Origin of the sequence: Celeribacter sp. PS-C1, assembly GCF_019429625.1 — a bacterium.
GTDB lineage: Bacteria > Pseudomonadota > Alphaproteobacteria > Rhodobacterales > Rhodobacteraceae > Celeribacter.
The window spans coordinates 36,809-63,690 of record NZ_JAHXRW010000004.1 but is presented as its reverse complement, the minus strand read 5'-3'; the positions used below and the strand labels follow the sequence as shown (position 1 = coordinate 63,690).

The 26,882-nt window shown below is 60.9% G+C and carries 26 protein-coding genes; 18 read left to right on the top strand and 8 right to left on the bottom strand.

The window, feature by feature from the left end; all coding sequences use genetic code 11:
• The first annotated feature begins 100 nt into the window (after nt 1-100).
• From lipA to J5Y17_RS07120, 3 genes are all read left to right on the top strand, one after another.
• Entirely contained in the window at nt 101-1,051 is a 951-nt protein-coding gene (gene lipA / locus J5Y17_RS07130; protein ID WP_219784556.1) for a lipoyl synthase, read from the top strand.
• Entirely contained in the window at nt 1,052-2,164 is a 1,113-nt protein-coding gene (locus J5Y17_RS07125; protein ID WP_219784555.1) for a class I SAM-dependent RNA methyltransferase, read from the top strand.
• 157 nt (nt 2,165-2,321) lie between these two features.
• On the top strand, nt 2,322-3,242 hold the full coding sequence (locus J5Y17_RS07120) for a LysR family transcriptional regulator (protein WP_219784554.1): 921 nt from the start codon (nt 2,322-2,324) through the stop codon (nt 3,240-3,242).
• Here J5Y17_RS07120 and J5Y17_RS07115 read toward each other — a convergent pair.
• Nucleotides 3,229-3,411: a hypothetical protein gene (locus J5Y17_RS07115; protein WP_219784553.1), complete on the bottom strand. Its 183-nt coding sequence runs from the start codon at nt 3,409-3,411 to the stop codon at nt 3,229-3,231. The genes J5Y17_RS07120 and J5Y17_RS07115 overlap by 14 nt on opposite strands.
• Entirely contained in the window at nt 3,408-3,974 is a 567-nt protein-coding gene (gene hpt, locus J5Y17_RS07110; protein WP_219784552.1) for a hypoxanthine phosphoribosyltransferase, read from the bottom strand. The genes J5Y17_RS07115 and hpt overlap by 4 nt, the downstream gene beginning before the upstream one ends.
• Nucleotides 3,975-4,062: 88 nt before the next feature.
• On the opposite strand from hpt, the gene J5Y17_RS07105 reads away from it, so the two are divergent.
• Nucleotides 4,063-4,509 (top strand): type II toxin-antitoxin system RatA family toxin, encoded by a 447-nt coding sequence (locus J5Y17_RS07105; RefSeq protein WP_219784551.1) that lies wholly within the window; start codon nt 4,063-4,065, stop codon nt 4,507-4,509.
• Between the two features lie 4 nt (nt 4,510-4,513).
• On the opposite strand, the gene J5Y17_RS07100 is transcribed toward J5Y17_RS07105, so the two are convergent.
• Genes J5Y17_RS07100 through J5Y17_RS07085 form a run of 4 tightly spaced genes read right to left on the bottom strand, consistent with a single transcriptional unit; the run spans nt 4,514 to nt 7,511 of the window.
• Nucleotides 4,514-5,263 (bottom strand): sulfite exporter TauE/SafE family protein, encoded by a 750-nt coding sequence (locus J5Y17_RS07100; RefSeq protein WP_219784550.1) that lies wholly within the window; start codon nt 5,261-5,263, stop codon nt 4,514-4,516.
• A gap of 35 nt (nt 5,264-5,298) precedes the next feature.
• Nucleotides 5,299-5,790, bottom strand: a complete 492-nt coding sequence (locus J5Y17_RS07095) for a CinA family protein (protein WP_219784549.1) — start codon at nt 5,788-5,790, stop codon at nt 5,299-5,301.
• Nucleotides 5,787-6,284: a phosphatidylglycerophosphatase A gene (locus J5Y17_RS07090; RefSeq protein ID WP_219784548.1), complete on the bottom strand. Its 498-nt coding sequence runs from the start codon at nt 6,282-6,284 to the stop codon at nt 5,787-5,789. Before J5Y17_RS07090 ends, J5Y17_RS07095 begins: the two co-directional genes overlap by 4 nt.
• 33 nt (nt 6,285-6,317) lie before the next feature.
• Nucleotides 6,318-7,511: a bifunctional 2-C-methyl-D-erythritol 4-phosphate cytidylyltransferase/2-C-methyl-D-erythritol 2,4-cyclodiphosphate synthase gene (locus tag J5Y17_RS07085; protein WP_219784547.1), complete on the bottom strand. Its 1,194-nt coding sequence runs from the start codon at nt 7,509-7,511 to the stop codon at nt 6,318-6,320.
• Between the two features lie 179 nt (nt 7,512-7,690).
• Here J5Y17_RS07085 and dusB point away from each other — a divergent pair, with 179 nt between their 5' ends.
• The 10 genes from dusB (at nt 7,691) to J5Y17_RS07035 (ending at nt 20,378) form a co-directional block, all read left to right on the top strand.
• Nucleotides 7,691-8,686: a tRNA dihydrouridine synthase DusB gene (gene dusB / locus J5Y17_RS07080; RefSeq protein ID WP_255571946.1), complete on the top strand. Its 996-nt coding sequence runs from the start codon at nt 7,691-7,693 to the stop codon at nt 8,684-8,686.
• On the top strand, nt 8,683-9,765 hold the full coding sequence (locus tag J5Y17_RS07075; protein ID WP_219784545.1) for a nitrogen regulation protein NR(II): 1,083 nt from the start codon (nt 8,683-8,685) through the stop codon (nt 9,763-9,765). Before dusB ends, J5Y17_RS07075 begins: the two co-directional genes overlap by 4 nt.
• A gap of 145 nt (nt 9,766-9,910) precedes the next feature.
• Complete coding sequence (locus tag J5Y17_RS07070) at nt 9,911-11,287, top strand: sigma-54 dependent transcriptional regulator (RefSeq protein WP_167600579.1); 1,377 nt, start codon at nt 9,911-9,913, stop codon at nt 11,285-11,287.
• Nucleotides 11,288-11,477: 190 nt separating this feature from the next.
• Nucleotides 11,478-13,739 carry a PAS domain-containing sensor histidine kinase gene (locus tag J5Y17_RS07065; protein ID WP_219784544.1) on the top strand — a complete coding sequence of 754 codons (2,262 nt, stop codon included), beginning with the start codon at nt 11,478-11,480 and terminating at the stop codon, nt 13,737-13,739.
• Nucleotides 13,740-13,760: 21 nt separating this feature from the next.
• Nucleotides 13,761-15,164 carry a sigma-54 dependent transcriptional regulator gene (locus tag J5Y17_RS07060; RefSeq protein WP_219784543.1) on the top strand — a complete coding sequence of 468 codons (1,404 nt, stop codon included), beginning with the start codon at nt 13,761-13,763 and terminating at the stop codon, nt 15,162-15,164.
• A 91-nt stretch (nt 15,165-15,255) separates the two neighbouring features.
• Nucleotides 15,256-16,632 (top strand): Trk system potassium transporter TrkA, encoded by a 1,377-nt coding sequence (gene trkA, locus J5Y17_RS07055; protein ID WP_219784542.1) that lies wholly within the window; start codon nt 15,256-15,258, stop codon nt 16,630-16,632.
• Complete coding sequence (locus J5Y17_RS07050) at nt 16,632-18,179, top strand: potassium transporter TrkG (RefSeq protein ID WP_219784541.1); 1,548 nt, start codon at nt 16,632-16,634, stop codon at nt 18,177-18,179. The genes trkA and J5Y17_RS07050 overlap by 1 nt, the downstream gene beginning before the upstream one ends.
• A gap of 191 nt (nt 18,180-18,370) precedes the next feature.
• Nucleotides 18,371-18,607, top strand: coding sequence for an RNA chaperone Hfq (gene hfq, locus J5Y17_RS07045; RefSeq protein WP_219784540.1), 237 nt, complete (start codon nt 18,371-18,373; stop codon nt 18,605-18,607).
• A gap of 105 nt (nt 18,608-18,712) precedes the next feature.
• On the top strand, nt 18,713-20,008 hold the full coding sequence (hflX, locus tag J5Y17_RS07040; RefSeq protein ID WP_255571943.1) for a GTPase HflX: 1,296 nt from the start codon (nt 18,713-18,715) through the stop codon (nt 20,006-20,008).
• A 1-nt stretch (nt 20,009) separates the two neighbouring features.
• Nucleotides 20,010-20,378, top strand: a complete 369-nt coding sequence (locus J5Y17_RS07035) for a hypothetical protein (protein WP_219784538.1) — start codon at nt 20,010-20,012, stop codon at nt 20,376-20,378.
• Between the two features lie 3 nt (nt 20,379-20,381).
• Here J5Y17_RS07035 and J5Y17_RS07030 read toward each other — a convergent pair whose 3' ends face one another.
• Nucleotides 20,382-20,927: a sugar O-acetyltransferase gene (locus J5Y17_RS07030; protein ID WP_219784537.1), complete on the bottom strand. Its 546-nt coding sequence runs from the start codon at nt 20,925-20,927 to the stop codon at nt 20,382-20,384.
• Nucleotides 20,924-23,383, bottom strand: a complete 2,460-nt coding sequence (locus tag J5Y17_RS07025) for a penicillin acylase family protein (protein WP_219784536.1) — start codon at nt 23,381-23,383, stop codon at nt 20,924-20,926. Before J5Y17_RS07025 ends, J5Y17_RS07030 begins: the two co-directional genes overlap by 4 nt.
• A 103-nt stretch (nt 23,384-23,486) precedes the next feature.
• Between J5Y17_RS07025 and J5Y17_RS07020 the strand changes: the two genes are divergently transcribed.
• The 4 genes from J5Y17_RS07020 (at nt 23,487) to J5Y17_RS07005 (ending at nt 26,881) form a co-directional block, all read left to right on the top strand.
• Nucleotides 23,487-24,359: an NAD(P)-dependent oxidoreductase gene (locus J5Y17_RS07020; protein ID WP_219784535.1), complete on the top strand. Its 873-nt coding sequence runs from the start codon at nt 23,487-23,489 to the stop codon at nt 24,357-24,359.
• 135 nt (nt 24,360-24,494) lie between these two features.
• Nucleotides 24,495-25,214 carry an RlmE family RNA methyltransferase gene (locus tag J5Y17_RS07015; RefSeq protein ID WP_219784534.1) on the top strand — a complete coding sequence of 240 codons (720 nt, stop codon included), beginning with the start codon at nt 24,495-24,497 and terminating at the stop codon, nt 25,212-25,214.
• 102 nt (nt 25,215-25,316) lie between these two features.
• Nucleotides 25,317-26,288, top strand: a complete 972-nt coding sequence (locus J5Y17_RS07010; protein ID WP_219784533.1) for a hypothetical protein — start codon at nt 25,317-25,319, stop codon at nt 26,286-26,288.
• A 107-nt stretch (nt 26,289-26,395) separates the two neighbouring features.
• The gene (locus J5Y17_RS07005; RefSeq protein ID WP_219784532.1) at nt 26,396-26,881 is read left to right on the top strand and encodes an Rrf2 family transcriptional regulator; all 486 of its coding nucleotides are present in this window, start codon (nt 26,396-26,398) and stop codon (nt 26,879-26,881) included.
• The last annotated feature ends 1 nt before the right edge of the window (nt 26,882 follow it).

Genomic DNA, 26,882 nt, shown 5'->3' with positions numbered 1-26,882 from the left:
GGTCCCGCCCCGGAAATCTGCGGATTTCGCGAGACATTTGCGGGCAGGTTGCCTATATCGTGATCCATACGGAAAAGCCCAAACGGAAAAGCATCCTGCCATGCGTGATCTCAAGATCCCCGACCAACGCCACCCCGAAAAGGCGCATCGTCCCGACAATGCCCAGCCGAAGAAACCGGATTGGATCCGGGTCAAGGCACCCACGTCTAAGGGCTACATGGACACGCATAAGATCATGCGTGAGCATAAATTGGTGACTGTGTGCGAAGAGGCGGGCTGTCCCAACGCGGGCGAGTGCTGGTCACAGGGGCATGCCACCATGATGATCATGGGCGAGATTTGCACCCGTGGCTGCACTTTCTGTAACGTCGCCACCGGGCGTCCGGATGAGCTTGATGTCTTCGAGCCGGGCCGCGTGGCCGATGCGGTTCAGAAACTGGGCCTCAAACACGTGGTGATCACCTCTGTTGACCGCGACGACCTTGAAGACGGCGGTGCGGAGCATTTCGCCATGACCATCCGCGCGGTGCGTAAGCGTAGCCCCGAGACCACCATCGAAATCCTGACGCCGGACTTTTTGAAATGCGACCCAAGCGCGTTGGAAACCGTCGTCGAGGCCAAGCCGGACGTGTTCAACCACAACCTCGAGACCGTGCCGGGTCTGTACCAAGAGGTGCGTCCCGGTGCGCGCTATTTCCACTCGCTGCGTCTGTTGCAGCGTGTGAAAGAGCTCGACCCGACTATGTTCACCAAATCCGGCATCATGGTAGGATTGGGCGAGAAGCGCCCCGAAGTTCTGCAAGTCATGGACGATATGCGCGCCGCGGACATCGATTTCATGACCATCGGGCAATATTTGCAGCCGACGCCGAAACACCACCGCGTCGCGGAATTCATTACTCCAGATGAGTTCAAAAGCTACGAGAAAGCTGCGATCAACAAAGGTTTCCTGATGGTCTCCGCGACGCCCCTGACGCGGTCGTCCTACCATGCGGGCGATGATTTCGCCCGGTTGCGCGCGAACCGTCTCGCCAAACTCGGTCAAGCTTAAGTGTCAGACACATTCGAAATTTTCCTCGGCACCCAGCCGGGGCTTGAGCCGTTTCTGTTGGCCGAGGCGGAGGAGGCGGGTTTCCCGTCACCAGTCGCCGTTGGCGGTGGCGTGACCTTTGAAGGCACCTGGGAAGACGTCTGGCGGGCGAACCTCACCCTACGTTGTGCGGCGAGGGTTCTGGCGCGGATCGGCAATTTCCGAGCGCTGCATCTGGCGCAGCTCGACAAACGCGCCCGCAAATTCCCTTGGGGCGAGGTGCTCAAACCCGACGTGCCGTTCCGGGTCGAGGTCGTCACCGGAAAGCGCAACAAAATCTACCACGCAGGGGCGGCGCAAGAGCGCATCGAGCGCGCCATCACCGAAGAGCTTGGCGCGCCTGTCTCGCCCGAGGCCGAGGTCGTGCTCAAGGTGCGGATCGAGGACGATATGGTCATCCTCTCCGTCGACACCTCCGGCGAGGCGCTGCACAAACGTGGCTTCAAGGCTGGTGTGGGCAAGGCGCCGATGCGCGAAACCATGGCGGCCTCTTTTCTGCGGGCCTGTGGCTATACCGGCTCTGAGCCAGTGCTGGACCCGATGTGTGGTTCCGGGACCTTTGTGATCGAGGCGGCTGAGATAGCGCGGGGGCTGTTGCCCGGTCGCGCGCGATCCTTTGCCTTTGAACATCTGGTCGGGTTCGACCCCCGGCCTCTGCAAAATTTCAAAGACCAAGCCCCCAAATGGGATACGGATTTGCAATTTTACGGCTCTGATCGCAATGTGAACGTTATTCGCATGGCGAACGACAATGCAGAACGCGCGGGCGTGGGGGATCTCTGCCAGTTCAAACCTGTGTCTGTGTCCGAGATCGAGCGCCCCGAAGGCGCGCAGGGACTGGTGATCGTCAACCCGCCTTACGGCGCGCGGATTGGCAAAAAGAAAGACCTTTATGCCCTTTATGGTGCCTTCGGTGACGTGATGCGCGCGCGGTTCTCCGGCTGGCGTGTCGGCATGATCACCTCGGATGCGCAGCTTGCGCAGTCGACGGGTTTGCCGTGGCTTCCGACCGGTGCGCCGGTGGCCCATGGAGGGTTGAAAGTCACGTTGTTTCAGACCGCGCCTTTGCCCTGATCGCTTCTCCAAAACGTATCGTGATTGGGCGCCTGAACGCGATTTTTCCTGATGAATCGCGCCCAATTGTGCAAAAACCGTCCTTCAAGTGATCTCTCTCAAGTCAGATCGCACTGCACCTATGCTATATTTAGGTGTGATGAGGGGAGGGACGGACATGATGCACAGACCAAATTGGGACGATTATCGGTTCGTACTCGCGGTGGCGCGCTCGGGTTCCGTGTCCGGGGCCGCACGCGAGTTAGGGGTCAATCATGCCACGGTTTTGCGCCGTGTCGCGGCCATTGAGAAACGTCTTGGCGTCGAGTTATTCGAGAAATCTGTCCGCGGCTATGACATTGCGCCGGAAAAATTGCGCCTGATCGAAGCCGCACGCGAGGTTGAGGCCGCGGTGGGCGCCGTTGAACGGTTGGCGCAGGTGGGTGAGGCGCCTTTGGCCGGTGTCATCCGTGTCACCTCGACGGATACGTTTTGCCAAACGGTCCTGCCGAAACTTCTGGCGCGGCTCTCCGCACATGAGAGCGGGCATGGGCATGAGTTGAGTTTCGAGCTTTTGTCTACCAACAGCCACCTCGACCTGTCGCGGCTCCACGCCGATGTGACGGTGCGCCCGACCTACAAGCTGCCCGATGATTTGTTCGGCGACATGGCGACGCAGATGGCCTTCGGTTTTTATGCCTCATCCGAGGCGGTGCCCGAAGATCATTGGCTGGGCCTGACGGGCGGCATCGGGCGGTCTCACGCGGGGCAGAAGCTGCGCGAGGAACTTGAGCGGCGGCGCGTGCACTTTATGGCGGCCTCCGACAGTTTTCTGACGCTCCGTGCGTTGGCGGAGGAAGGCATGGGGCGCGTGATGTTGCCGGTGTTTATGGGCAATGCGTCCAAGATGTTGCGCCGGATCACGCCGGTTCTGGAAGTCCCGCCCGTGCCGATCTTCGTGGCCTCGCATGTCGATTTGGCCGATGCGCCACGCCTTCGCCAAGCGCGGTCTCGCATTGCTCTTGCGTTGGAGGCGGAGGAAGATTTTCTGATGGGGCTGGAGAATGTGTCGCCGGCCTCTGAGCTCACTGAAGCTTGATCTTTGGCGTCTGGGTCACCTGCATCCATTCAGGCAGGCCGACGGTTTTCTCAACCGCATAGATCGCAACGCAAACCGCGATGATCGCAAAGGTGAACTTCACCCGCTTGGCGGACGGCGGATGTTGCGCCCATCGTTTTGCGCGTAACATCCAGCGCATCTGGTTCACGCGCCGTCGCTTTCTTTGGCGTCTTCGTCGTCGAACACCACGGAGCCGATGAACGGCAGGTTGCGATTGGCTTGGGCGAAGTCGATGCCATACCCCACGACGAAAGCGTCGGGGATTTCAAAGCCGGTCCATGTCGCCTTGAGATCGACCTCGCGGCGCGCAGGTTTGTCCAAAAGCGCGATGGTCTCAATTTTGCGCGGGTTGCGTGAGTGCAGGAGTTTCATGACAGCCGACAGTGTATGCCCGGTGTCGACGATGTCTTCGACGACCAAAACATCGCGGCCTTCGATGGGGCCGCGCAGGTCTTTGAGGATTTTCACCTCGCGCGACGACTCGGTGGCATTGCCGTAGGATGAGGCCTCCAGGAAATCGACCTCGACATTCATTTCCAGCTCCCGCACCAGATCGGCAATAAAGACAAACGAGCCGCGCAACAGGCCCACGACCACCAATTTGTCAGTGTCCTTGTAGTCTCGCCTGATCTCTTTCGCGAGGTCCTCGATCCGGGCGGCGATCGCCTTGGCCGAGATCATGACATCGATGTGATAGGGTCGCTGCGTCATCCTGTTCCCTTTCGGTCCCGTTTTGGACACTTGCAATTTTGGGCTCAGCCATAGATGTATCAGGCAAGGAAAACATAGACCAGAGACCATGCCGACGCACCAGGAAACAAAGCACATGCCGTTCAGCGCCGATCAGATGTATGCGCTGGTGGCCGATGTCGAAAGCTACCCGAAATTCCTGCCGTGGAATGCCGCCGCGCGCATTCGCTCGCGCACCGATATGGGCGACCACGAGCTGATGCTCGCCGATCTGGTGATCTCGTTTAAGGTGTTTCGCGAAAAATTCGGCTCGCGTGTGAAACTGTTTGCCGAAGAGCGCCGCATCGACACCGAATATCTCGACGGTCCGTTTCGCTACATGAAAAGCTGGTGGCAATTCACGCCCGCAGAAGATGGCGGCTGTGATGTCGAATTCTTCGTCGATTTCGAATTCAAGAACGCCATCCTGCAAGGGGTGATCGGCATGGTGTTCAATGACGCCATGCAACGCATCGTGCGCGCGTTTGAACGCCGGGCGGCGGAGCTTTACGGCTGAATGCTTAAAGCAACCGCACCGTAAAAATCACCGTCATCACCACACCGACCAGGACGATAAACTGCTTGAGCCGAGCGGTGTTCTTGATGCGCCGCGCGTAATGCGCGCCTAAGAACCCGCCCGCAATCATCGCGGCGGCCAGAACGGCGGCGAAGTTCCAAGCGATCACCCCCGCCAAAACATAGGTCACGGCGGAGACCAGCGATAAAAGCACCGACAAAGCGTTCTTTAGCCCGTTCATCGCATGCAGATCGGTAAAGCCGATCAGTCCCAAGACGGCCAGAAGCATGATCCCCAGCCCGCCATTGAAATAACCGCCATAGATGGAGACGGCGAAGAGTGCGACTGCGGCCCCCAGAGGTCCCATCATCTCGCGCGCAAACAGGCGTTTGATCATCTGCGGCCCACCGGCAAAGAGCAGGGTCGCCAAGGCCATGAGCGCAGGTACCACCACCAGAAACGTGTCATTCGGCGTGATCAGCAAAAGCAGAGCGCCCAACACCCCGCCCAGAGCCGCAATCGCGATCATCCGCGCGGCGGGCATGGTGGCGGTGGTGTGCAGATCGCGCCGGTAGGCCCAGACGCTAGAGACATAGCCGGGCAGGGCGGTGAGCGTGGCGGTGGCGTTGGCGGAGACCGGCGGCACACCGGCCAAGATCAGGGCTGGTAAGGTCAGAAATGTGCCGCCGCCCGCGACGGCATTGAGCGCGCCGCCTGCAAGCCCGGCGAGGATCACCAAAATCGTTTCGAACATGAGTCCTCCCAAACCCGTGTTGTGCCGAGGCGCTTTTACGCCTCAAGTGCGTTTTGCATCATTTCCAGTGCCGTAATGACGGTGGCGCTGCGCACATTGGCGCGGCCGATTGGCCCGAAGTTCACCGTTTTCACGATCGTGTCATGCCCCTCATAGGCAAGGCCGAAACAGACCCGACCTTCGGGTTTGTGTTCGGACCCGCCGGGGCCAGCGATGCCTGTGACCGCGACGGCGATCTGGGCCTGCGAGCGGCTCACGGCACCTTCGGCCATTTCGCGCGCCACCTGCTCAGAGACTGCGCCATATTGCGCTAAGGTCACGGGCGAGACGCCCAACATCTCGCGTTTCGCTGTATTGGAATAGGTGATGAATCCGCGTTCGACCACGTCGGAGGAGCCCGCCACCTCCGTCAGGCTGCCGATGATCATGCCACCGGTGCAGCTTTCGGCGGTGGCGATCATCACGCCCTTGGCGCGCGCGGCTTCCAATGTGACAGCGGCGAGGGTGACTGGAATTCCGGTCGTCACATGATCACCTTGTGGTAAATCCCAGCCATGACCACCACGACCAGCGCTGCAAACACGCCGGCGATCACGTCATCCAGCATCACACCCAAGGCATCACCGCGCCGGTCGGCCCAGCCAACAGGGCCGGGTTTCCAGATGTCGAAAAGACGAAACGCCAGAAACGCAGTGGGCCAGGCAGGCCAAAGCGCGGTTGAGGGCGCGCCGGCCATGGCCGAGCCGATGGACACAGGGATCAGCGCGATCCACATGCCGACAAGCTCGTCGATGACAATCTCTGAGGGGTCGTGGTTCTCCATCCCGCGCGTCATCTCGCCCGTGGCCCAAAGTCCGGCAATAAACATCACGACGGTGCCGATCAGAACTCCGGGAACGCCCAGCGTTTCGTGAAGCAGCCAGAACAGGGGCACAGCGGCGGCAGAGCCCCATGTGCCGGGGGCAGGACGCATATACCCGATCCGGGCCATGGTCGCGATGAGTTCGGCGAAAGGGTTCATCTGGGTCTTCCTTCTTAAGCGGTGCGGATCAGGTCAGGTTCGGATCAAAGCTGCGGTGGCGAGTGAGGCGATTCCTTCCTCGCGGCCGGTAAAGCCCAGCCGCTCGGAGGTGGTCGCCTTCACCGAGACTTTCTCAATATCCACGGACATAATCTCTGCCAGAGCGGCGCGCATGGCCTGCGCGTGCGGCCCCACCTTGGGGCGCTCACAAACCAGTGTCACGTCGCAATTCATCAACTCATAGCCCATCTCGCGGGCCAACCCGATCGCATGGCGCAGGAAAATATGGCTCTCGGCGCCTTTCCATTGCGGATCAGACGGCGGGAAATGTTGGCCGATGTCACCGCGTGCCAGAGCGCCATAAATTGCATCGGTGAGCGCATGCATGCCCACATCGGCGTCGGAATGGCCCTGTAGGCTGCGGCCATGCGGGACTTTGACGCCGCAGAGCCAGACGTGATCGCCCTCTCCGAAACGGTGGACGTCGTAGCCATTGCCCAGGCGCATATCGAGGCGAATATCCATCTGTGTCGTCTCCTGCTCTTTTTGCCGCAACAGTGCGGAGGCCCGGGCGAAATCTTCCGGGTGGGTGATTTTGAAATTCTCTTCGGATCCTTGCGTGATCGCTACTCGGATGCCGGCAGCGCGGGCCACTTCGACATCGTCGGCGGCCTCTGCGTGATGGGCTCTGTGCGCGGTCAGAATCGCCTCAAAATCGAAGCCTTGCGGTGTCTGTGCGCGAAACAATCCGCTGCGATCCTGCGTACCGTCCACGAAATTGCTCGTTTCTGTCGCGTTCTGAGGCGCCGCACCTCGCCACAGCGCGTCCGTCACAGGGAGCGCAGGTGCGGCGCCTTGGTGCTGCTCAAGAGCGTCTTTCACCCCTTCGATCACGGCAGACGGGATCAAGGCGCGGGCCGCATCGTGGATCAGAACCGTGTCGATCCCTTGTCCGACAAGGGCCTCAAGTCCAGCCCGCGCAGAGGCCGCGCGCGTCGCGCCGCCGCTGACAAGTGTCACATTTTCAAGGCTTTGCGCGAGGTCCTGGTCGTCCGGGTGATGCACCACGACGATTGCGTCGGCATGCGCACGGAAGCGCGCGATGCTGTGGTCGATCACGCGCAAAGAGGTTCGGCCGCCCCCGAGCGTTTGCCATTGCTTCGGCAGTGTCCCGCCCGCGCGGGTGCCGCGTCCGGCGGCAACGATGATGACGGCAGTTTTTGTCATGCGACTTGGGATAAGCGCTGGCGCGCGCCCTTGCAATGCGCTGTTTTTGACTGTTTGATAGATTAAATTTTGTGCGAATGTCGTTTTTCGCCCCTTTTTTCCTCGAAAGCCCCTCGCGCCCCTTTGCGACTCGCGCCCGTGGAGGCTACCTCTGGTCGAAATGCACAAGGATTAATCGCTTGCCCGTTCGTTTGGCGCAACTCACACTGGACCCGCCCGTGTTCCTGGCTCCCATGGCCGGGATCACCGACCTGCCGTTCCGCACGCTGGTCTCCAGCTTCGGGGCCGGTTTGGTCGTGTCCGAGATGGTCGCCTCGCACGACATGATCAATGCGCGTCCAGGCACGCGCGAGAAGGCGGAACTTGGCTTTGGGGTCGAGAACACCGCCGTGCAGCTTGCGGGGCGCGAGGCTGAGCCGATGGGGCTGGCCGCGAAGATCGCGGAGGACAACGGCGCCCGGATCATCGACATCAACATGGGCTGCCCCGCGAAAAAGGTGGTCTCCGGCTATTCCGGCTCGGCCCTGATGCGCGATCTGGATCATGCATTGACGCTGATAGAGGCGGTCGTGGCGGCGGTCCATGTGCCTGTGACGTTGAAAACCCGACTGGGTTGGGACGATGCGCTTTTGAACGCGCCGGAGCTGGCCAAGCGCGCCGAGGATGCGGGCATTCAGATGATCACCATTCACGGTCGCACGCGATGCCAGTTTTACAAGGGGCGCGCAGATTGGGCGGCGATCCGTGCCGTGAAAGCGTCGGTGTCGATCCCGGTGATTGCCAATGGCGACATCACCTCGCCCGAGACGGCGCAGGATGCTCTGACGCAATCGGGCGCCGATGGCGTGATGATCGGACGCGGCGCGCAGGGGCGACCTTGGGTTTTGGCGCAGGTGGCGGCGAACCTGACGGGGTCACCGGAACCCGTCCGGCCCGAGGGTAAGGAATTCGCCGAGATGGTCGCTGGACATTATGAGGCCGGCGTCGCGTTCTATGGTACGGACCTGGGCGGGCGTGTGATGCGCAAGCATCTGGGGTGGTACATGGACACGGCCGGCACGCCCGCGGTGCTGCGTAAGCGCGTGCTGACGGAGAAGGCGCCGAAAGCGGTTCTGGCGCTCTTGCCGGACGCGCTCAGCGGAGATTTTACGGATAAAGAAGGATGTGCCGCATGACGGATGCGCGGTTCGATATGCTCTGGCCTTCACTGCCGGTGCCTGCGGTGATGATCGACGCGGACAATCTGATCAACGAGGTGAATTCCTCGGCGGAACTGTTTTTGAACGCTTCCGCGCGCACCCTGATGGGCGTGCCGGTGTTTGACAAACTGGCGATTGATGCGCCGCTCGAAGAGGCCTTTGCCCGCGTGCGTCGCGACGATTCACCGTTGTTCATCAACAATGTCGATGTTTCGGGTGGCAACGCTGCGCCCGTGCAATGCAACATCCAGATCGCGCCTCTGCAGGGCATGGACGATTGGCTGATCCTGTTGATGGAGCCGCGCCAGATCGCGGATCGACTGGGGCGCGCACATCAGGTGAAAACTTCTGCACGGTCTGCGATCGGCATGGCGGAAATGCTGGCGCATGAGATCAAGAACCCGCTGGCGGGGATCACGGGTGCTGCGCAGCTTTTGTCGATGAGCCTGAGCCCCGAGGATCTTGAACTGACCGATCTGATCGTGGCCGAAAGCCGCCGGATCGTGGCGCTTTTGGAGCAGGTCGAGCAATTCGGCAACCTGCGCCCCCCCGCGAAACGCGCGATCAACATCCACGATCTGCTGGACCGCGCCCGCAAATCCGCCGAGCTGTCCTACGGCGCGAATATGAAGTTCATCGAGGAATTCGACCCCTCGCTTCCGCCTACGTTTGTCGATGGCGATCAGTTGCTGCAGGTGTTTTTGAATCTGATCAAGAACGCCTCCGAGGCTGCGGGCAAAGAGGGCGGTGTGATCCGTCTACGCACCTTCTACGACCTGTCGCTGCGTCTGCGGCGCAAGGACGGCACTGGGGGGGCGTTGCCGTTGCAGGTTGAGATCATTGACGACGGCCCGGGTCTTCCGCCGGAGATCGCGTCGGATATTTTCGAACCCTTCGTATCGGGCCGCGAGAATGGCACGGGTCTCGGCCTCGCGCTGGTGTCCAAGATCATCTCGGATCACGAGGGCTGGATTTCGGTCGACTCGACGCCGGGTAAAACCGTGTTCCGCATTTCCCTCCCTGTCGCGCCACGCGATGCGACATCCTCGACGTGAAGGCGTGGGGCAGGCAAGAATGGGACAGGGCGCGATGTGTAATAAAACTGTGAAAAACCCCGTTAAAAAGGGGATGCGCGACGGACAAGGGACAGCTTTGGTCCCGGTTTTGAGTCTGGCGCGAAACTGACAAGGAGAGAAAAACATGGATGGCACGATCCTCGTCGCTGATGACGACCGCACGATCCGCACCGTTCTGACCCAGGCGTTGACCCGCGCCGGATGTAAGGTCCATGCGACCTCATCTTTGGTCACCCTGATGCGATGGGTCGAGGAGGGGAAGGGCGATCTGGTCATCTCCGATGTGATGATGCCCGATGGAAATGGCTTGGAGGCGCTGCCGAAGATCGCGGAGCTTCGTCCCGGTCTGCCGGTGATTGTGATCTCTGCGCAGAACACCATCATGACGGCAATTCAGGCGGCGGAGGCTGAAGCCTTCGACTACCTGCCGAAGCCTTTCGATCTGCCCGATTTGATGAAGCGCGCGGCCAAGGCGCTTGAAGTCAAACGCCGCGCAAACCCTGCGCCGTCGAATGCCAAAGCGCCCTCCGAGGGGCCGAAAGAGGACCTGCCGCTGGTGGGGCGTACGCCCGCGATGCAGACGCTTTATCGCCTTGTTGCCCGCGTGATGAACACCGATCTTCCGGTGCTGATCACGGGAGAGAGCGGCACGGGTAAATCGCTTATCGCGCGTGCGATCCATGATTTCTCCGACCGTCGCACGCTGCCCTTCGTGGTGGTCTCTGCCGCCGATCTGGCGACGATGGAAGGCCCGGCTGCGGTGATTTCCAAGGCCAAGAACGGCTCGATCCTGTTTGACGAAGTGGGTGATCTCGACGAAGAGGCGCAGGCCCGCATCGTGCGGATGCTCGACAGTTTCACCGACAACGGCCCCCGCATCATGGCCAGTTCTCAGGCCAATTTGGCCGCGAAAATGGAAAGCGGCGCCTTCCGTCAGGATCTGTTCTACCGTCTCGGCGGCGTCACGATCTCCGTACCGTCCCTGCGTGAGCGCGTGGATGATATTCCGCTTCTGGCCGAGTTCTTCCTGTCGAAAGCCGAACGCGACGGCTTGTCTGCGCGCCGCTTCTCGCATGAGGCAATGGAGCTTGTTCGCGCCTACAGCTGGCCGGGCAACGTGCGCCAATTGGAAAACACCATCCGCCGCCTGATCGTGACCTCTCCCGAGGAAGAAATCACCCGGATCGAAGTGGAGACGGTGCTGGGCAACCAGCCCGCGATGGAACCGCTGCAGGGCGGTTCCGAGGGCGAAAAACTGTCGTCCTCCGTGGCGAAACACCTGCGCCGCTATTTCGATCTGCATGGCGGAGTCCTGCCGCCGCCGGGGCTCTATCAGCGGATTTTGAAGGAAGTCGAAGGGCCTTTGATCGAAATAGCGCTCGATGCAGTTGGCGGAAATCAGGCCAAATGTGCCGATTTGCTTGGCATCAACCGCAATACCTTGCGTAAAAAGATCAATGATCTCGATATTCAGGTGACACGCCGCCGCAAGTTGATGTAAAAAGGCCACATCCGTGGTGATTTGGGCGCAGTGATGCGGAAAGCACGCAGCTGCGACCCGATTGCAACGGATGTCCGTGCTTTGCGTCTTGGTCCTAGTCTTGGTTTTGGTCCAACCCGCGCAAGAGGGCAGGACCAAGAGCAGGATAAAGACGAGGCGCAACGTGGCCAAAATGCTGGCGGATAAAGCCATGGCACAACGGATCGGACGGCAGAGCTGGCAGCGTTTGACTCGGCTGCGGCGTCAGCGTCGGTTGCAGAATGTCGCAACGCTTGCGGTGTTCGTTCTCGGTCCAATTCTGGCGATTCTGACCTTCCTCGTTCTCGGGCCTTTAGACCACGGACCGGCCTCAACCGTGCTGCGCTCCGTGCTTTTGGCAGATGTGGTCTATGTGCTCGTCGTCGCGGGGCTTGTCGCGCAGCGCATTGCCAGCGTCGTCGCCGCGCGGCGCGCCCATTCCGAAGGCTCACGGCTTCACCTGCGGCTCTCCGGTGCCTTTGTGCTGTTGGCGCTCATCCCGACCGTCATGGTCGCGGTTTTCGCCGTGGTGACGGTGAACTTCGGCCTCGAAGGGTGGTTTTCTGATCGGGTGCGTAATGTGGTGGGCTCCTCTTTGGAGGCCGCCAAAGCCTATGAGGACGAGCACCACGATGGCCTCTCGGAAGACACCCGTGCGCTGGCCAATTTCATCATCGACCGCCGCCGTCAGGTGACGATCCTGCCCGATGGCGCACTGCGTCAGGTGCTCAACCAGGGACAAGGCCTCATTCAGCGGGGCCTGCGCGAAGCCTATGTGATCGACCGGGCGGGCGACATCAAAGCCCGCGGCGATCGCTCCTATCTCTTTGATTATGAACAGCCATCCGAGGCCGATCTGGCCCGTGCCGAGACTGGCGAGCTGGTGCTGATTGATGATTGGGACCAAAATGAATCTCGCGCACTGCAGCGTCTGGCCGGCTTTTCTGACCGCTATCTCTATGTGACCCGCGATGTGGATGGCAAAATCCTCAATCTGCTGGATGAAACACAGGACAGCATCGCGCTTTACAACCAGTTGGAAAGCGACCGGGGGCGGTTGCTCTTCGAGTTCGGCCTTCTCTACATCGGCTTCGCGCTGATCCTCATTTTGGCGGCGACTTGGCTGGGTCTGTGGTTCGCCGAACGTCTTGCGCGGCCCATCGGGCGGCTGGCGGGGGCCGCGAAAAAGGTGGGTGAGGGGGATCTGTCTGTCCGTGTGCCGGAAGAAGAAGGTCAGGACGAGATCGCCACCCTGGGCCGTGTGTTCAACCAGATGACCGGGCAGGTCAAACTGCAACGTGACGAGCTGTTGGACCGCAACGAGCAGATCGACCAGCGCCGCCGCCTGTTTGATTCCGTGCTGTCTTCGGTGACGGCCGGGGTCGTGGGCTTGGACGCCGAGGGGCGGGTGACGCTTTTGAACCGCTCTGCGCAGGCGCTTCTAAGCCTCGGCGAGCGCGACGTAACGGGCGAGGCGCTGGCCGTTGTGGTGCCGGAATTCGGACCTTTGTTCGATGTGCTGCGCGCGGGCAATCGCGAGGTGGCGCAAGAAGAGCTGAGACTCATTCGCTCCGGCGCACAGGAAAGCCTCTTGGTGCGGATCGCCACGCGACGCGACGTCGAGGGGCGCCTTGAGGGCTATGTGGTCGCCTTTGACGATGTGACCGATCTGGTGAGCGCGCAGAGACTGGCCGCTTGGGGCGATGTGGCGCGGCGTATCGCGCATGAGATCAAGAATCCGCTGACGCCCATTCAACTGTCTGCCGAACGCATCCTGCGCAAATTCGGCCGTGGTCTCGATGAGGAGGCGCGGGCGGATCTTGAGCAATACACCTCTGTGATCGTGCGCCAGACCGGCGATTTGCGCCGCATCGTCGATGAGTTCTCGAAGTTCGCTCGGATGCCGAGCCCCGAGCGGCGCGAGCATGATTTGGTCGAACTGGTGAAAGGCGCGGTGCTGTTGCAACAAAACGCGCTGCCGGATGTGAAGGTGCGGGCCGAGATCGAACCGGATCACGCCTGGGTCGAAGTGGATGCGACCATGATCGGACAGGCCTTTACGAACTTGATCAAGAATGCCGGAGAAGCCATTGAATCCTTGCAGGAAAACGGATTTGAGTTGGGCTATGAGCCAACCGTGCGTGTGGCGATGTGGCGCGACGACAACGATGCGGTGGTGACGATCACGGACAATGGCATTGGCCTGCCGGAAGATCGCTCGCGCCTGTTTGAACCCTATGTGACGACACGCGAGAAAGGCACTGGGCTGGGCCTGCCGATCGTCAAGAAAATCATTGAGGAACATGGCGGGACGCTGACGCTCACGGATGGTGAGCCGATTGATCCGTCGGGTCGCATTGGGGCCTGTGCCACCATTCGCCTCTCCTTGATGGAAGTGGTGAAAGAAGATGAAAAACAAGAGCTTGCAGTGTAATGATGAAGTCGGGAGTAAACCATGTCTGATATTCTGATCGTCGACGATGAACGCGATATTCGCGAGTTGATCGGAGATATTTTACAGGACGAAGGCTTTGAGACGCGGCTGGCCGCCAATTCCGACGACTGCATGAAGCGAATTGCTGACGGCGTGCCCGCGTTGATGATCCTCGACATCTGGCTGAAGGACAGCGAGATGGATGGGATCGACATTCTCAAACATGTCAAACGTGAGCACCCGGAAGTGCCGATCATCATCATTTCTGGCCATGGCAACATCGAAATTGCGGTCGCGGCGATCAAACAGGGCGCATACGATTTCATCGAGAAGCCATTCAACATTGACCAGCTTATGGTGGTGATCACCCGTGCGATGGAGACCTCGCGTCTGCGGCGCGAAAACGCGACGCTGAAACGGTCGGGGTCGGGCGATGTCGAGATGATCGGTGTCTCCACCGCCTTCAAACAGCTCAAAATCAACCTGGAAAAAGTCACCAAATCCAACGGCCGCGTCATGCTGACGGGCGGCGCGGGCGTGGGCAAAGAAGTGGCGGCGCGGTTCATCCATGCGGGTTCTGACCGCAACGATGCACCTTTCGTCTCTGTGTCCTCCGCCAATATCGAGCCCGACCGGATGGAAGAGGTGCTCTTTGGCCGTGAAAGCCCGGAGCGCGGCATCGAGAAAGGCTTGTTGGAGGAGGCCAACGGCGGTGTGATCTATTTCGACGAAGTGGCGGATATGCCGCTTGGCACCCAGTCGAAAATCCTGCGCGTGTTGGTCGATCAACGGTTCACCCGAGTGGGCGGCACGACGCAGGTCTCGGTTGATCTGCGAGTGATCTCTTCGACCTCGCGCGATCTGACGGCTGAGATTGCCGCCGGGACCTTCCGCGAGGAGCTCTATCACCGGCTGAACGTGGTGCCGATTGAGGTGCCTGCGCTCGAAAAACGTCGCGAGGACATCCCGGAACTGGCCGGGTATTTCATCGAGAAACTGAACCGTGAACAGGGCCTGCCGCAGCGCGCGCTGTCCGAGGATGCCGCTGCGATGCTTCAGACCATGGCTTGGCCGGGCAATGTGCGTCAGCTCAAGAACGTCATCGAGCGCGTCCTGATCCTAGGCGACAGCACCGGTGCGATTGATGTCTCTGAGCTGCCTGCTGAGGATGGCGGACGCGAAGAGGAGGGCCGGGCGGTCTTGTCTCCCGCGATTGCGACGCTGCCGCTCAGAGAGGCGCGCGAACTCTTCGAGCGCGAATACCTGCTGACACAGATTAACCGCTTTGGCGGCAACATTTCTCGCACGGCAACCTTCGTCGGGATGGAGCGTTCGGCGCTGCACCGCAAGTTGAAATCTCTGGGCGTTGTCACGGGCAACAAACAGGGCGGGCGCGTGGCCTATGTCTCGGAAGAGGCGGAGTGAGTCCACGTGCGGGCCAAATGTGACGCGACAGCCGCGTTGACGCCTTCGCCGTTAAGTGCGAAGGCTGGGGCGAAGCAATAAAGGTGATGCGATGAAAGTCATCATTTGCGGCGCGGGCCAGGTCGGCTGGCAGATCGCCAAACAACTCTCTTCCGAGAAAAACGACGTCACCGTCGTGGACAACAATCCCGCGCTGGTGCGCCGTGCGACCGATACGCTGGACGTGCAAGGCATCGAGGGCTTTGCCTCCTACCCGGACGTCCTGGAGCGGGCAGGGGCGCGCGACGCCGATATGGTGATCGCCGCGACCTATTCCGATGAGGTGAATATGGTCACCTGTCAGGTGGCGCACTCGGTCTTTGGCGTGCCGCGTAAGATCGCGCGCCTCAGATCGCAGTCCTACCTGACCGCAATTTATTCCGACCTCTACCGCCGCGATCACCTGCCGATTGATGTGGTGATCTCGCCCGAGAAAGAGGTCGCCGAGGCCGCGCTCCGCCGTCTGGCGGCGCCGGCTGCATTCGACACACAGGCCTTTCTCGCAGGCGGCGTGCAGCTCATGGGCATCATGCTCGAAGAGGATTGCCCGGTTCTCAACACCTCTTTGCGTGAGCTGTCGGATCTCTTTTCGACGCTTCGCGCCATTGTCGTCGGCGTGCGCCGCGAGGGGCGGTTGTTCGCGCCCGAGCCCAATGATCAGCTTTTTGCCAAAGATGAGGTCTATGTCTTTGCCCATTCCGATGACCTGACCCGGACGTTGGAGATTTTCGGCAAGACCCACGCCAAGCAAGAGCGCGTGGTCATTTTGGGTGGTGGCAACGTTGGTTTGGCCGTGGCGCAAGCCTTGGAAACCCGCACCGAACGCGTGCGTGCCAAAATTATCGAGAAAAACCGCAAGACCGCCGAGAAGGCCGCCGACAGTCTGGAGCGCACGATTGTGCTCAATGGCGATGCTTTGGATCAGGAACTCTTGGCCGAGGCGGGGATCACCCGTGCCGATGCCGCGCTTTGTGTGACGGACGACGACAAGGTCAACATGCTGGCTGCCGTGCGCGCCAAGCAACGCGGCGCGAAGATGGCGATCTGTCTCGTGAACGACCCGACTCTGGTGCCAATCCTCAACGCGCTCGACATCGACGCCTATATCAACCCGCGCGCCACCACGGTGTCCTCGATCCTGCGCCACATTCGCCACGGGCGGGTGCGCAACGTCTATTCTGTGGGCGATGGCGAGGCGGAGGTTATCGAGGCACAGGTGCTCTCGACCTCTCCGATTTCCGGCAAGCCGATCCGCGACATCGACTTCCCCGAAGGTGTCTTGGTTGGCGCGATCTCCAAGGGTGGCAAATACGTCAAGCCGACCGGTGCCACGCGCATCGACGAGGGTGATGTGATCACCATTTTCTCGCTGAGGGACGACGTGCCCGAGGTCGAGCGTCTGCTGCAAGTGTCGATTGATTACTTCTGATGAACCGCTTCTCGCGCATGCCATTTTTTGTCCAGCTGGTGCTGGTGAGCGGGGGCGCGATGATGGTCCCTGCGATCTATGCTATGGTGCTGCGCGAATGGGATGATGCGCGGGCGTTTTTCTATGCGGCGGTGCTGTTTTCCTCTCTCGCGGGGTTTATCGCCATTGCCCGGTTCCGTCCCGAGGCGACCGAGGATCGCGACAGTTTGCGTGATCGGGACCGTGAAGGCCGAAACCAGCTTTTGACCCTACTGGGCACCTACACCGCCGTGCCTTTGATCCTTGCCGTGCCTTTTGCGGAGGCCACCAAGGACACCACGTATTTCAACGCCTATTTCGAGATGGTTTCTGCGCTGACCACCACGGGGGCGACACTGTTCGACGATCCGGCGCGCTTGTCACGCCCTGTGCATCTCTGGACCGCGCTGGTGGGGTGGCTCGGAGGGCTTTTCGCCTGGATCACGGCTGTCGCGGTTCTGGCGCCTCTGAACCTTGGCGGGTTTGAGGTGCTTTCCTCGCGCGGGGCGGGCCAAAGCGAAGTGCGCGCTTCCCAGATCACCCGTGTGGCGGCTGCGCCCGAACGCCTCGCGCGCTTTACCGTCAAGCTGTTCCCGATCTATCTGGGCCTGACCTTGGCGCTGTGGTTTGCGCTCTCGATGATCGGTTCGAACCCCTATGTCGCGCTCTGCCATGCCATGTCCGTGATGGCCACCTCCGGCATTTCGCCCGTCGGCGGGCTGACCGAAGCGGGGACCGGCTTCATCGGCGAGGCGCTGGTCTTTGCTTTCCTGTTCTTGGCGCTCTCGCGCAAGACCTTTACCGCCGACCAGACCCGCACCGATGCGCCGCCTTTGTGGCGCGACCCGGAGATGAAAATCGGTCTGGCGCTGATTGTCGTGATCCCGATTTTGCTGTTCCTGCGCCATTGGGTGTCGGTGCTTGAGGTCTCTGGCGACTGGACCTTTGCCCGCGCGATGTCGTCCCTGTGGGGCGGCACGTTCATGGTGCTGTCCTTCCTCTCGACGGCCGGTTTCGAGAGCCTCGGCTGGGAAGAGGCGCGGCTTTGGTCCGGGCTTCAGGCGCCGGGGGTTTTGCTCATGGGGCTGGCGATTTTCGGCGGCGGCGTGGCGACCACGGCGGGCGGTGTCAAGCTGCTCCGGCTTTACGCTTTGGTGCGTCACGGTGAGCGTGAAATCGAAAAGTTGATCTCGCCGCACTCTGTGGGCGGCGCGGGCGCCAATGCGCGGCGCATTCGGCGCGAGGGCGCATATGTGGCTTGGGTCTATTTCATGGTCTTCGCCTTCACCATCGCCGCGGTGATGATGCTTTTGTCCTTGTTTGGCCTGCATTTCCAAGAAGCAGCTGTGTTCACGATTTCTGCACTCACGACCACGGGGCCGCTGGCCAATGTGGTGGGCGATGTGCCGTTGAGCTACGCGAGCCTTGGCGATGCGGAAAAGATGATCTTAGCTGCAACAATGGTACTCGGGCGGCTTGAAATGTTGGCGATCATCGCGCTTTTGAATCCGGAATTCTGGCGGCGCTGAAACGCAATTCCAGGAATGTTAGCGTCCCGAGTGACGTAAATTTGTGTCGTGTTTTCCATAGCCGCCTTACAAGAGCGGGGAATTTCAGGCGCTTATCTTGACATTCGAGTGAATCTGCGGCGAGGTGTCCACAAGTGCTGTCGCCCGAGGGACAGTTCGCAACATAAAGCGCAAGAAAAAAGGCAAAGATCATGGCCGGCGATAAACAAAACCTTCAGGACGCCTTCCTTAACCACGTTCGCAAAACCAAAGTTCCCGTGACGATCTTTTTGATCAACGGTGTGAAACTTCAGGGTGTGATCACTTGGTTCGATAACTTCTGCGTCCTTCTGCGCCGCGACGGCCAATCTCAGCTCGTGTATAAACACGCGATCTCGACGATCATGCCGGCCCAGCCGATCAATCTCTACGACGGCGAAGAGGCGTAATTTCAGCCCTCTTGCAATCCGTCCAGTCAGATATATGTGACGGTATGAAATATCGGCACCTGTCGTATGGCGGCGGGTGCTTTCTCGCGTTTAAAGGAGCGGCATTTGGCCGAACTATACGAACATGAAGTGAAGCAGACCCGCGCTTGGGTGCTTCATCCCGACATTACCTCCGACCGAGACCGCCGCGAGCCGCAGGCAGGGTTGGAGGAAGCCGTGGCGCTGGCCGCAGCGCTGCCCGATCTCGAAGTCGTGGGCTCCGAAATCGTCCGCCTGCCAAAGATCCAGCCCGGCCATCTCTTTGGCTCCGGTAAGATCGAGGAATTGAAACAGCGCATGAAAGCCGCCGAGGTGGAACTTGTGCTGATCGACGGCCCGGTGACCCCGGTGCAGCAGCGCAACCTTGAGAAGGAATGGAAGGTCAAACTTCTCGACCGGACCGGCTTGATTTTGGAGATCTTCTCCGACCGCGCGCGCACCCGCGAGGGCGTGTTGCAGGTCGAAATGGCCGCGCTCAGCTATCAGCGCACGCGATTGGTCCGCGCCTGGACCCACCTTGAGCGGCAACGTGGTGGTTTGGGCTTTGTCGGCGGTCCCGGCGAGACCCAGATCGAGGCCGACCGTCGTGCCATCGACGAACAACTCGTGCGCCTGCGCCGTCAGCTTGAGAAGGTGGTCAAAACCCGTGAGCTACACCGCGCCTCGCGCGCGAAAGTTCCGTTCCCGATCGTCGCGCTGGTGGGTTACACCAACGCGGGCAAATCGACGTTCTTCAACACGGTGACCGGCGCGGATGTGTTCGCCAAAGACATGCTGTTCGCGACGCTCGACCCGACCATGCGCCAGCTTGTGATCGAGAACGCCCATGGCGGCGACCGCGAGATCATTCTGTCCGACACAGTGGGGTTCATCTCCAACCTGCCGACCCAGCTTGTCGCCGCTTTCCGCGCGACGCTCGAAGAGGTTCTTGACGCAGATCTCATCCTTCATGTGCGCGACATTGCCGCCGAGGAGACCGAGGAACAAAAGGCCGATGTCCTGAAAATCCTGTCTGACTTGGGCATCAAGGAAGACGCTCCGATGTTCGAGGTCTGGAACAAGATCGACCTTCTGGATGAAGAGGCCCACGCAGCCCGGATGGAGCGTGCGGGGCAGGAAGACGGCATTTTCGCCATCTCTGCCGTGACCGGCGAGGGCGTGCCGGAGCTTTTGTCGGCGATTTCCGGGTTTTTCGAAGAAGACAAGATTGAACGCGATCTCGTCCTGCCCTATGCCGAGGGCAAGAAACGGGCCTGGCTCTTTGAGGAGGGTGTGGTCTTGAGCGAGGAGATGGCCGAGGACGGCTATCAGCTCAAGGTTCTCTGGACCCCGCGTCAGGAAAAGCAATTTCGGGAGATGTGAGATGAGCAAAGAGCAGGCTGCCAAGACAAAGACCAAACCTGACACCAAGACAGCCGGCGAGGGCAATACCCAAAGGCGTCTGTTCATGATGCTCTTTGAGGCCACCGCAGGCGCTAAAACCGGCCTGCGCATGGGCGCGCGTCACGCCGTGATGGTGTTCATGGTGGCGGGTGAGCAAAGGCTCGCGATTGCGAAGGCCTTCAAAGGTCTCGAGGCGACCGGCTGGTCCGCTATGGAAATGAAGAAGGGCGGCGACATCACCGGTCAGAAGCGCTTCGAAGACAAGGCGCTCGATGCCTCCGCGCGCAAAGCGATGGAAAAGGGCGCGGCGTTTCTGGTCTACAAGAAAGAGATCAAAGGGCAGGCGTGAGGTTTAAAGAACCCGCGCCGGATTGCCCGCAACACGCGCGCCCGGCGCGACGTCTTTTGTCACCACTGAACCCGCGCCGACAATCGCACCATCGCCGATGGTGACACCTGGTAGGATGATCGCAGCGCCGCCGATCCAGACATCTTTCCCAATCGTGACGGGCAGGGCGCGTTCAATGAGTTGCCCGCGCAGCACCGGATCGCGGTGGTGATCGGCGCAGTAGATTTGCGTGCGCGGACCGATCATCGTGTTTTCTCCGATCTCGACCCGCGCGCTGTCCAACACGACACAGCCGACGTTCAGAAACGCGCCGTCTCCCAGAAACAGGTTCTCGCCATACAAGAGGTGAAACTGCCCCTCGATCCGCGCGGTCTCGGGAGCGGCGCCTAGCAAGGTCCGCAGCTCCGGGTGGATGTCACCCCGTTCCGAGGGCAGCGCCATGTTGTGGCGGTGTACCGCGTCAAAGACCTTGGTCCGGCGCGCATCTATTTCGGGATCCATGCAGCAATACCAGTCGCCCGCGCGCATTTTATCCCACTCTGAGGTCATTCCTCCGGCACCAGATGCGTGATGCCGACGCCAGCGGCGCGGGCCAATTCGGGGTCGAGGCTCATCGGGACATATTCCCCACGCCGCCACAACTCGCCCAGATCGTCATAGTGACGGCTCAGCGGATGGCCTGACTGGCCGGTGGCGGTGACGAAGACAGAGCTGTCCGGGTCGGCAAAGTCGTAGACCCCACGGTACGCCGCGCCATGGACGTTGGCGAAGGGCTGCGGCCCATCTCCAGCCGTCACGCCGCGCATCAGCGTGTTGTCACCGCCGGAGGTCGATTGCCGGATGTTCACAACCCATTTCAGCAAAGGCACATCGCCCAACACCGGGTGATCGTGCTGCGCCATATGGGCGTCGCCCCAACGAAGGCTCTCAAGATTGGTCGAGTAATGCTCTCCGATCCACAGAAGCGCGTCATCAAGAGAGAGGCGCGCAATGTCGGTGCAGGTTTCCATCGGCGCCGATTGGATGACATCGCACCAGGCCGAGGCGCCGCCGATGTCGCGGTAAACACGCTCGATGAAGATCGGATCGACATGGGTGAACTCGCGCGCCAGTGGCCCGATCTCGTCGCGGATCAGACGGTCTTGGAGTGCGCGCATCCAGGCATAGTAGATCAGCGGTTCCGGTAGGTGTTCGTTCATCTCGCCATTCCACTCGGCCAAGAGCGTGAGCGCGCGTTGACGCTGACGTTCGGGCGTGCCCTCGGGCGCGGCCTCGCCGGTGAACCACAGATCGGCCCCCACGAGCGGCAAGAGGTTGCGTGCCGCTGGGGAGACCACGTCGTTTTGCACTTCGATGAAGCTGTCGCGGGTGTGGACCTCGCGCGCCTGCATGAGACGCTGCCAGCGCTGAATGCGCTGGGTGTCGCCCCAGTGATAGGACAGGTGGTCGGGGAAGGGGGCATCGACGGTTTTGTTGTTGGTGTTGCCGATGATGCCGTCACGATCGGCGGTAAAGAGCGGCAGATCGTCGAAATCGCGCCAACCTTGCCAACGATCCGCCTCAAGCCAACCGGGCGAGGGGATGCGGCCCTTGGATTGATGCAGCGCATCACGAAGGGGCGCGCGGCCGATGACCTTCATCTGCACCCGGTCCGGGTCCGCCATGGCGAGGTTCAGCGCGGGGGCGGCAAAGTCGCGCGCGGCCACCATCGCTTGCGTCAACGTCGTCGCATGGTTGAGCGCAATCACTGCCGTCATAGACCGATCATCGGGCACAAGGGCGGTCCAGGCCACAGAGACGAGATGTCCCGGCGGAGTGATCGTATCGACGTCAAAGGCGGTGTTCGGCAGGATCGGGCCGTTGTCGGACCATTGCAGCGTTAAGGTGACGGGGGCCGCATCCTTGATCTGGACAATCGATGGTCGGCTGCGCAGCGGTTTGAACCCTTCAGGCGTCAGAACTTCGCCCGGCGCCTCGGGGTTTTGTTTCTCGATGTAGAGATCGGCGTCATCCAGATAGGCCGCCGTAATGCCCCAACCAAAGCTCTCATGTCGGCCCGAGACAATCGCGGGAATCCCCGGCACAGAGGCGCCAATCACGCCGCCGGTGCTCAGTTGCAGCCGTGCCAGATACCACGCGCCCGGTGCGGCAAAATTCAGATGCGGGTCATTGGCCAAAAGCGTTGCGCCGGTGGCCGAGCGCCCCGGACCCGCGGCCCAGACGTTGGAGGCACCCGCAAGGCCGGATTTCGGGAAAGGCGACAGGGCATATTGCGTGCCAGAGGTGGCAACGCCCGGCTGCGCCTCGGGGAAAAGCGCCGCGTAGGACGGCAAAAGCCCGAGGCCCGTGCCGGGTGCGTCCGGCATGAGATCGCGCAGTCGCTCTTGCGGTAACAACAGAGAGGCGCGGGCGCGGAGCACTTCGTTCGGGATCTGATCCGAGAGCTGAACGGCAACGAGTTTCAGGATCGCGATGGAATCGGCGGGCTGCCAATAGGCGATCTCTGAGGGGAAGAGAAAGAACTCCGGCGCGCCGCGTCCCAAAGCGCCTTCGTTGACCTCCTTGATCCAGGCGTTCACCCCGCGGGCATAGGCCTCGAGTGCGGCTGTAGCCTCGGGGCTTTGCACCTGTGCGGATTGCCGCGCGGCCTCGTAAAGGCCAAGACGCCGCATCAGCTCGTCGGTCTTCAATGTGCGCTCGCCGAACATTTCTGACAACCGGCCCTGCGCTGTACGCCGCAGAAGCATCATCTGGAACAAGCGGTCCTGCGCATGGGCGAAGCCCAGCCCGTAATAGACATCCTCATCCGTGGCGCCGAAAATATGCGGCACATTGGCGTTGTCTCGCGCGATCTCGACGGGCGCGCTGATGTCCGCCACCTCAAAATCCGCGTTGTAATCCGGCAGGGAGCGCGCGGCGAGCCAATAGGTCAGCCAGATCGCCAAAACGGTCAAGAGAACGAGACCGGAGACGATCTTGAGCAACAAAGAGAAAATCCGGGCCATGAGAGGGCGGTCCTGTCGGCTGTGCGGTAATGCATGTTGACGCCGGGCCGCGAGCGGCTACGGTTTGCGCCGTTAAACCACATCGACGCGCGAGGGAAAAGCCATGGTGAACGCTGCATTTCTGGGTCTTGGGGTCATGGGATACCCGATGGCGGGGCATCTGGTCGCGAAAGGCCATGCGGTGACGGTCTACAACCGCACCACGGCGAAAGCGGAGACCTGGGCTAAGGCGCACGATGGCGGTTTTGCGCCCACTCCTCGCGAGGCCGCGGAGGGCGCAGATTTCGTGATGGCCTGTGTGGGTAATGACGACGACCTGCGCTCTGTCTGCCTCGGTCCTGATGGCGCTTTTGCGGGGATGAAACCTGGCGCGATCTTTGTGGATCACACCACAGTGTCCGCCAAAGTCACCCGTGAGCTGGCCGCGATCGCCGTAGAGGCCGGAATCGGCTATGTCGACGCACCTGTGTCAGGCGGGCAGGCCGGTGCTGAGAATGGCGTGCTCTCCGTCATGTGCGGCGGCGCGGAAGGCGATTATGCCAAGGCCGAGCCGGTGATGGTCGCTTATGGCAAGATCGTCAAACGCCTTGGCGAGGTCGGCATGGGCCAGACCGCCAAGATGTGCAACCAAATCTGCATCGCGGGGCTGGTGCAGGGGCTCTCCGAGGCGCTGTTGCTCGCGGAAAAATCCGGCCTCGACGGCGAGGCTTTGGTCGATGTGATCTCCGGCGGCGCGGCAGGCAGCTGGCAAATGGTCAACCGCCACAAGACTATGCTGGCAGGCCATTACGAGCACGGCTTTGCCGTCGACTGGATGCGCAAGGATCTGGCGATCTGTCTCGAGGCGGGTGAAGACACCGGCACGCCCTTGCCGGTCACGGCGCTGGTCGATCAGTTCTACAAGGATGTGCAAACCATGGGCGGCGGGCGTTGGGATACCTCGAGCCTCATGGCGCGGCTCAAGGCCTTTGGCTAATTTTTGAATGAGTATTTTTGCCAAGAAGAAGACGGATTGGTTTTCTTCTTGGTGTAAATACTCATAAAAGCGGCTCTTTCCCTGAGCGCTTCGGCTCTGTTATAAGGCCTTTCGATCAAAAGGACGCGTAGACTCATGGCTGGTGACAAAAAGAAACCCGGGGCGACATCGGGACGCGGCGCGCGGGATTTGCGCGTCAAGGTGAAGTCTGCGCGGGGGCGGAAGCTGTCGTCGACCCGCTGGTTGGAGCGTCAGCTCAACGATCCCTATGTCAAACGGGCCCGCGATGAGGGCTATCGGGGCCGCGCGGCCTTCAAGATCATGGAGATCGACGACAAGTTCCGCTTTCTCGTGCCCGGTGCGCGGGTGGTCGATCTGGGCTGTGCGCCCGGCGGCTGGTGTCAGGTGGCTGTGAAGCGCGTGAACGCTCTGGGCGAGAAGTCCGGCAAGAAGATAGGCACGATTCTGGGCGTCGATTTGCAGGAGGTCGAACCGATCCCGGGGACCGAGATTCATCAGCTCGATTTCATGGAAGACGATGCCGATCAAAAGGTCAAAGACTGGCTGGGTGGCGAGGCCGATGTGGTGATGTCCGACATGGCCGCGGCCTCTTCCGGGCATAAACAGACCGATCACCTGCGGATCATGGCGCTTTGCGAGGCGGCGGCCTATCTGGCTTTTGATGTGCTGTCTCCGGGCGGGACGTTTGTGGCCAAGGTTCTGGCGGGGGGCGCCGAAGGGGATTTGCAACATCTTCTCAAGCAGAAATTCGAGAAGGTTCAGCACTTCAAGCCGCCGTCTTCGCGTTCTGACAGTTCCGAGAAATTCGTCGTTGCGACAGGGTTCCGTGGTTAGGGTTTGGGGCTGATGGTGTTGCGGCTGAGCTGCGGGGCGTTTGCGCTGAGCTTTGACGCATCTGTTGGCAATATTCGAAGTTACACTGTTAAGGATCACGAGGTGTTTCACACCGCGCATTGGGTCGGCACGCCTTTGGCGGCAGAGGCTTCGAGCGTGGTCGATGCCCATTTGGCGGGAGATTTTCTGGCCGCTCCTTTCGGCACCTCAGATCTGATCAATGATCCACCGCATGGTTGGAGCGCCAATTCGTCGTGGCATCTTATCTCACGCACCGAGACCGAAGACCACGCCCGGATGAAGTTGGCGCTGGAGCGTCCGGTGATGGGGGCAAAGATCACCAAGCAGATCACGCTCTACGCCGATCAACCGGTGCTCTATCAGCGTCATGAGATCACGGGCGGTGCAGGGGGGCTGACCTTTGCCCATCACCCGATGATCCGCGTCTCTCCCGGCGATCACATTGCGACCTCGCCCAAACGCGCAGCGCTGACCTCTGTCGCGCCCTTGGAAGCGGCGCATATTCTGGCCTATCCGGGGCGCAGCGCCGATCTAACGCAATTCCCCGCGCGGGACGGGTCTGAGGTGGATTTGAGCCACTATCCGCACGCGACAGGCGATGAGGATTTCGTCACATTGGTCGAGGAAAACGTCGATGGCCTTGGCTGGACCGCAGTTTCGCGGGCGCGGGAGCGCGACATTGTGATCTTTGTGAAAGACAGCCGCGTCATGCCGGTCACCATGCTCTGGATGTCGAACGGCGGGCGCGACTATGCGCCTTGGGACGGGCGGCATGACGGCGTTTTGGGGGTTGAGGATGGCTGCGCGGCGGGGGCCGAGGGGCATCGGGCCGCGCTCGGTGACAATGCAGTGGCGCGTGAAGGTGTGACCACAGCGCTCACGCTGGAAGGCGGCCGAACCCATGTGCTGTGCCATGCGACGGTCGTGCTGGATCAGCCCGAGGGTTGGGCAGGCGTTGCGGATATCCGCTTCGAGGATCATGAGATGATTGTCGAGAGCCGGTCAGGCGCATCGCTCCGCGTGCCGTTCGAGGCGACTAATTTCGTAATCTGAGATATACCTTTCTGATCCAGATCAACGTCACAGCGTTTTGATGCCCTGTAACGTTACGGAAACCTGCGCGCGCGCCTTGTCTAAGCCCAAGATGGAGACCAACAGCCATGCGTTTGACGATCAGAACCAATCTCGCCATGCGTGTGCTCATGGCCTGTGCCGTGAACGAAGGCCATATGGTGCGCCGTGCGGGCATCGCCAAGGTCGCAAATGCGTCCGAGAACCATCTGGCGCAGGTGGTGCATCTTTTGGCCAATGAGGGCTATATCGAGACCACGCGCGGACGTGCGGGTGGCATCGTTCTAGCGCGCGCGCCCGACGAGATTTCTATTGGCGAGGTGTTCCGGCACTTCGAGGCGCATGTGCCTTTCGCCGAATGTTTCGCCGCGTCAGACAACACCTGTCCCTTGCAGGCCGTCTGTCGTCTGCGTCTTGCGCTAACGGCGGCTTTGGAGGCGTTCTACGGCGTGCTCGACGATATGACGCTGGCCGATCTGGTGACGGACAACGCGGGACTTGAGGCGCTTTTGAACCTGCCGCACCCGGATATGATGATGCCGCAGGACGGCTGCAATGGCTCGCGGCTGAACTGAG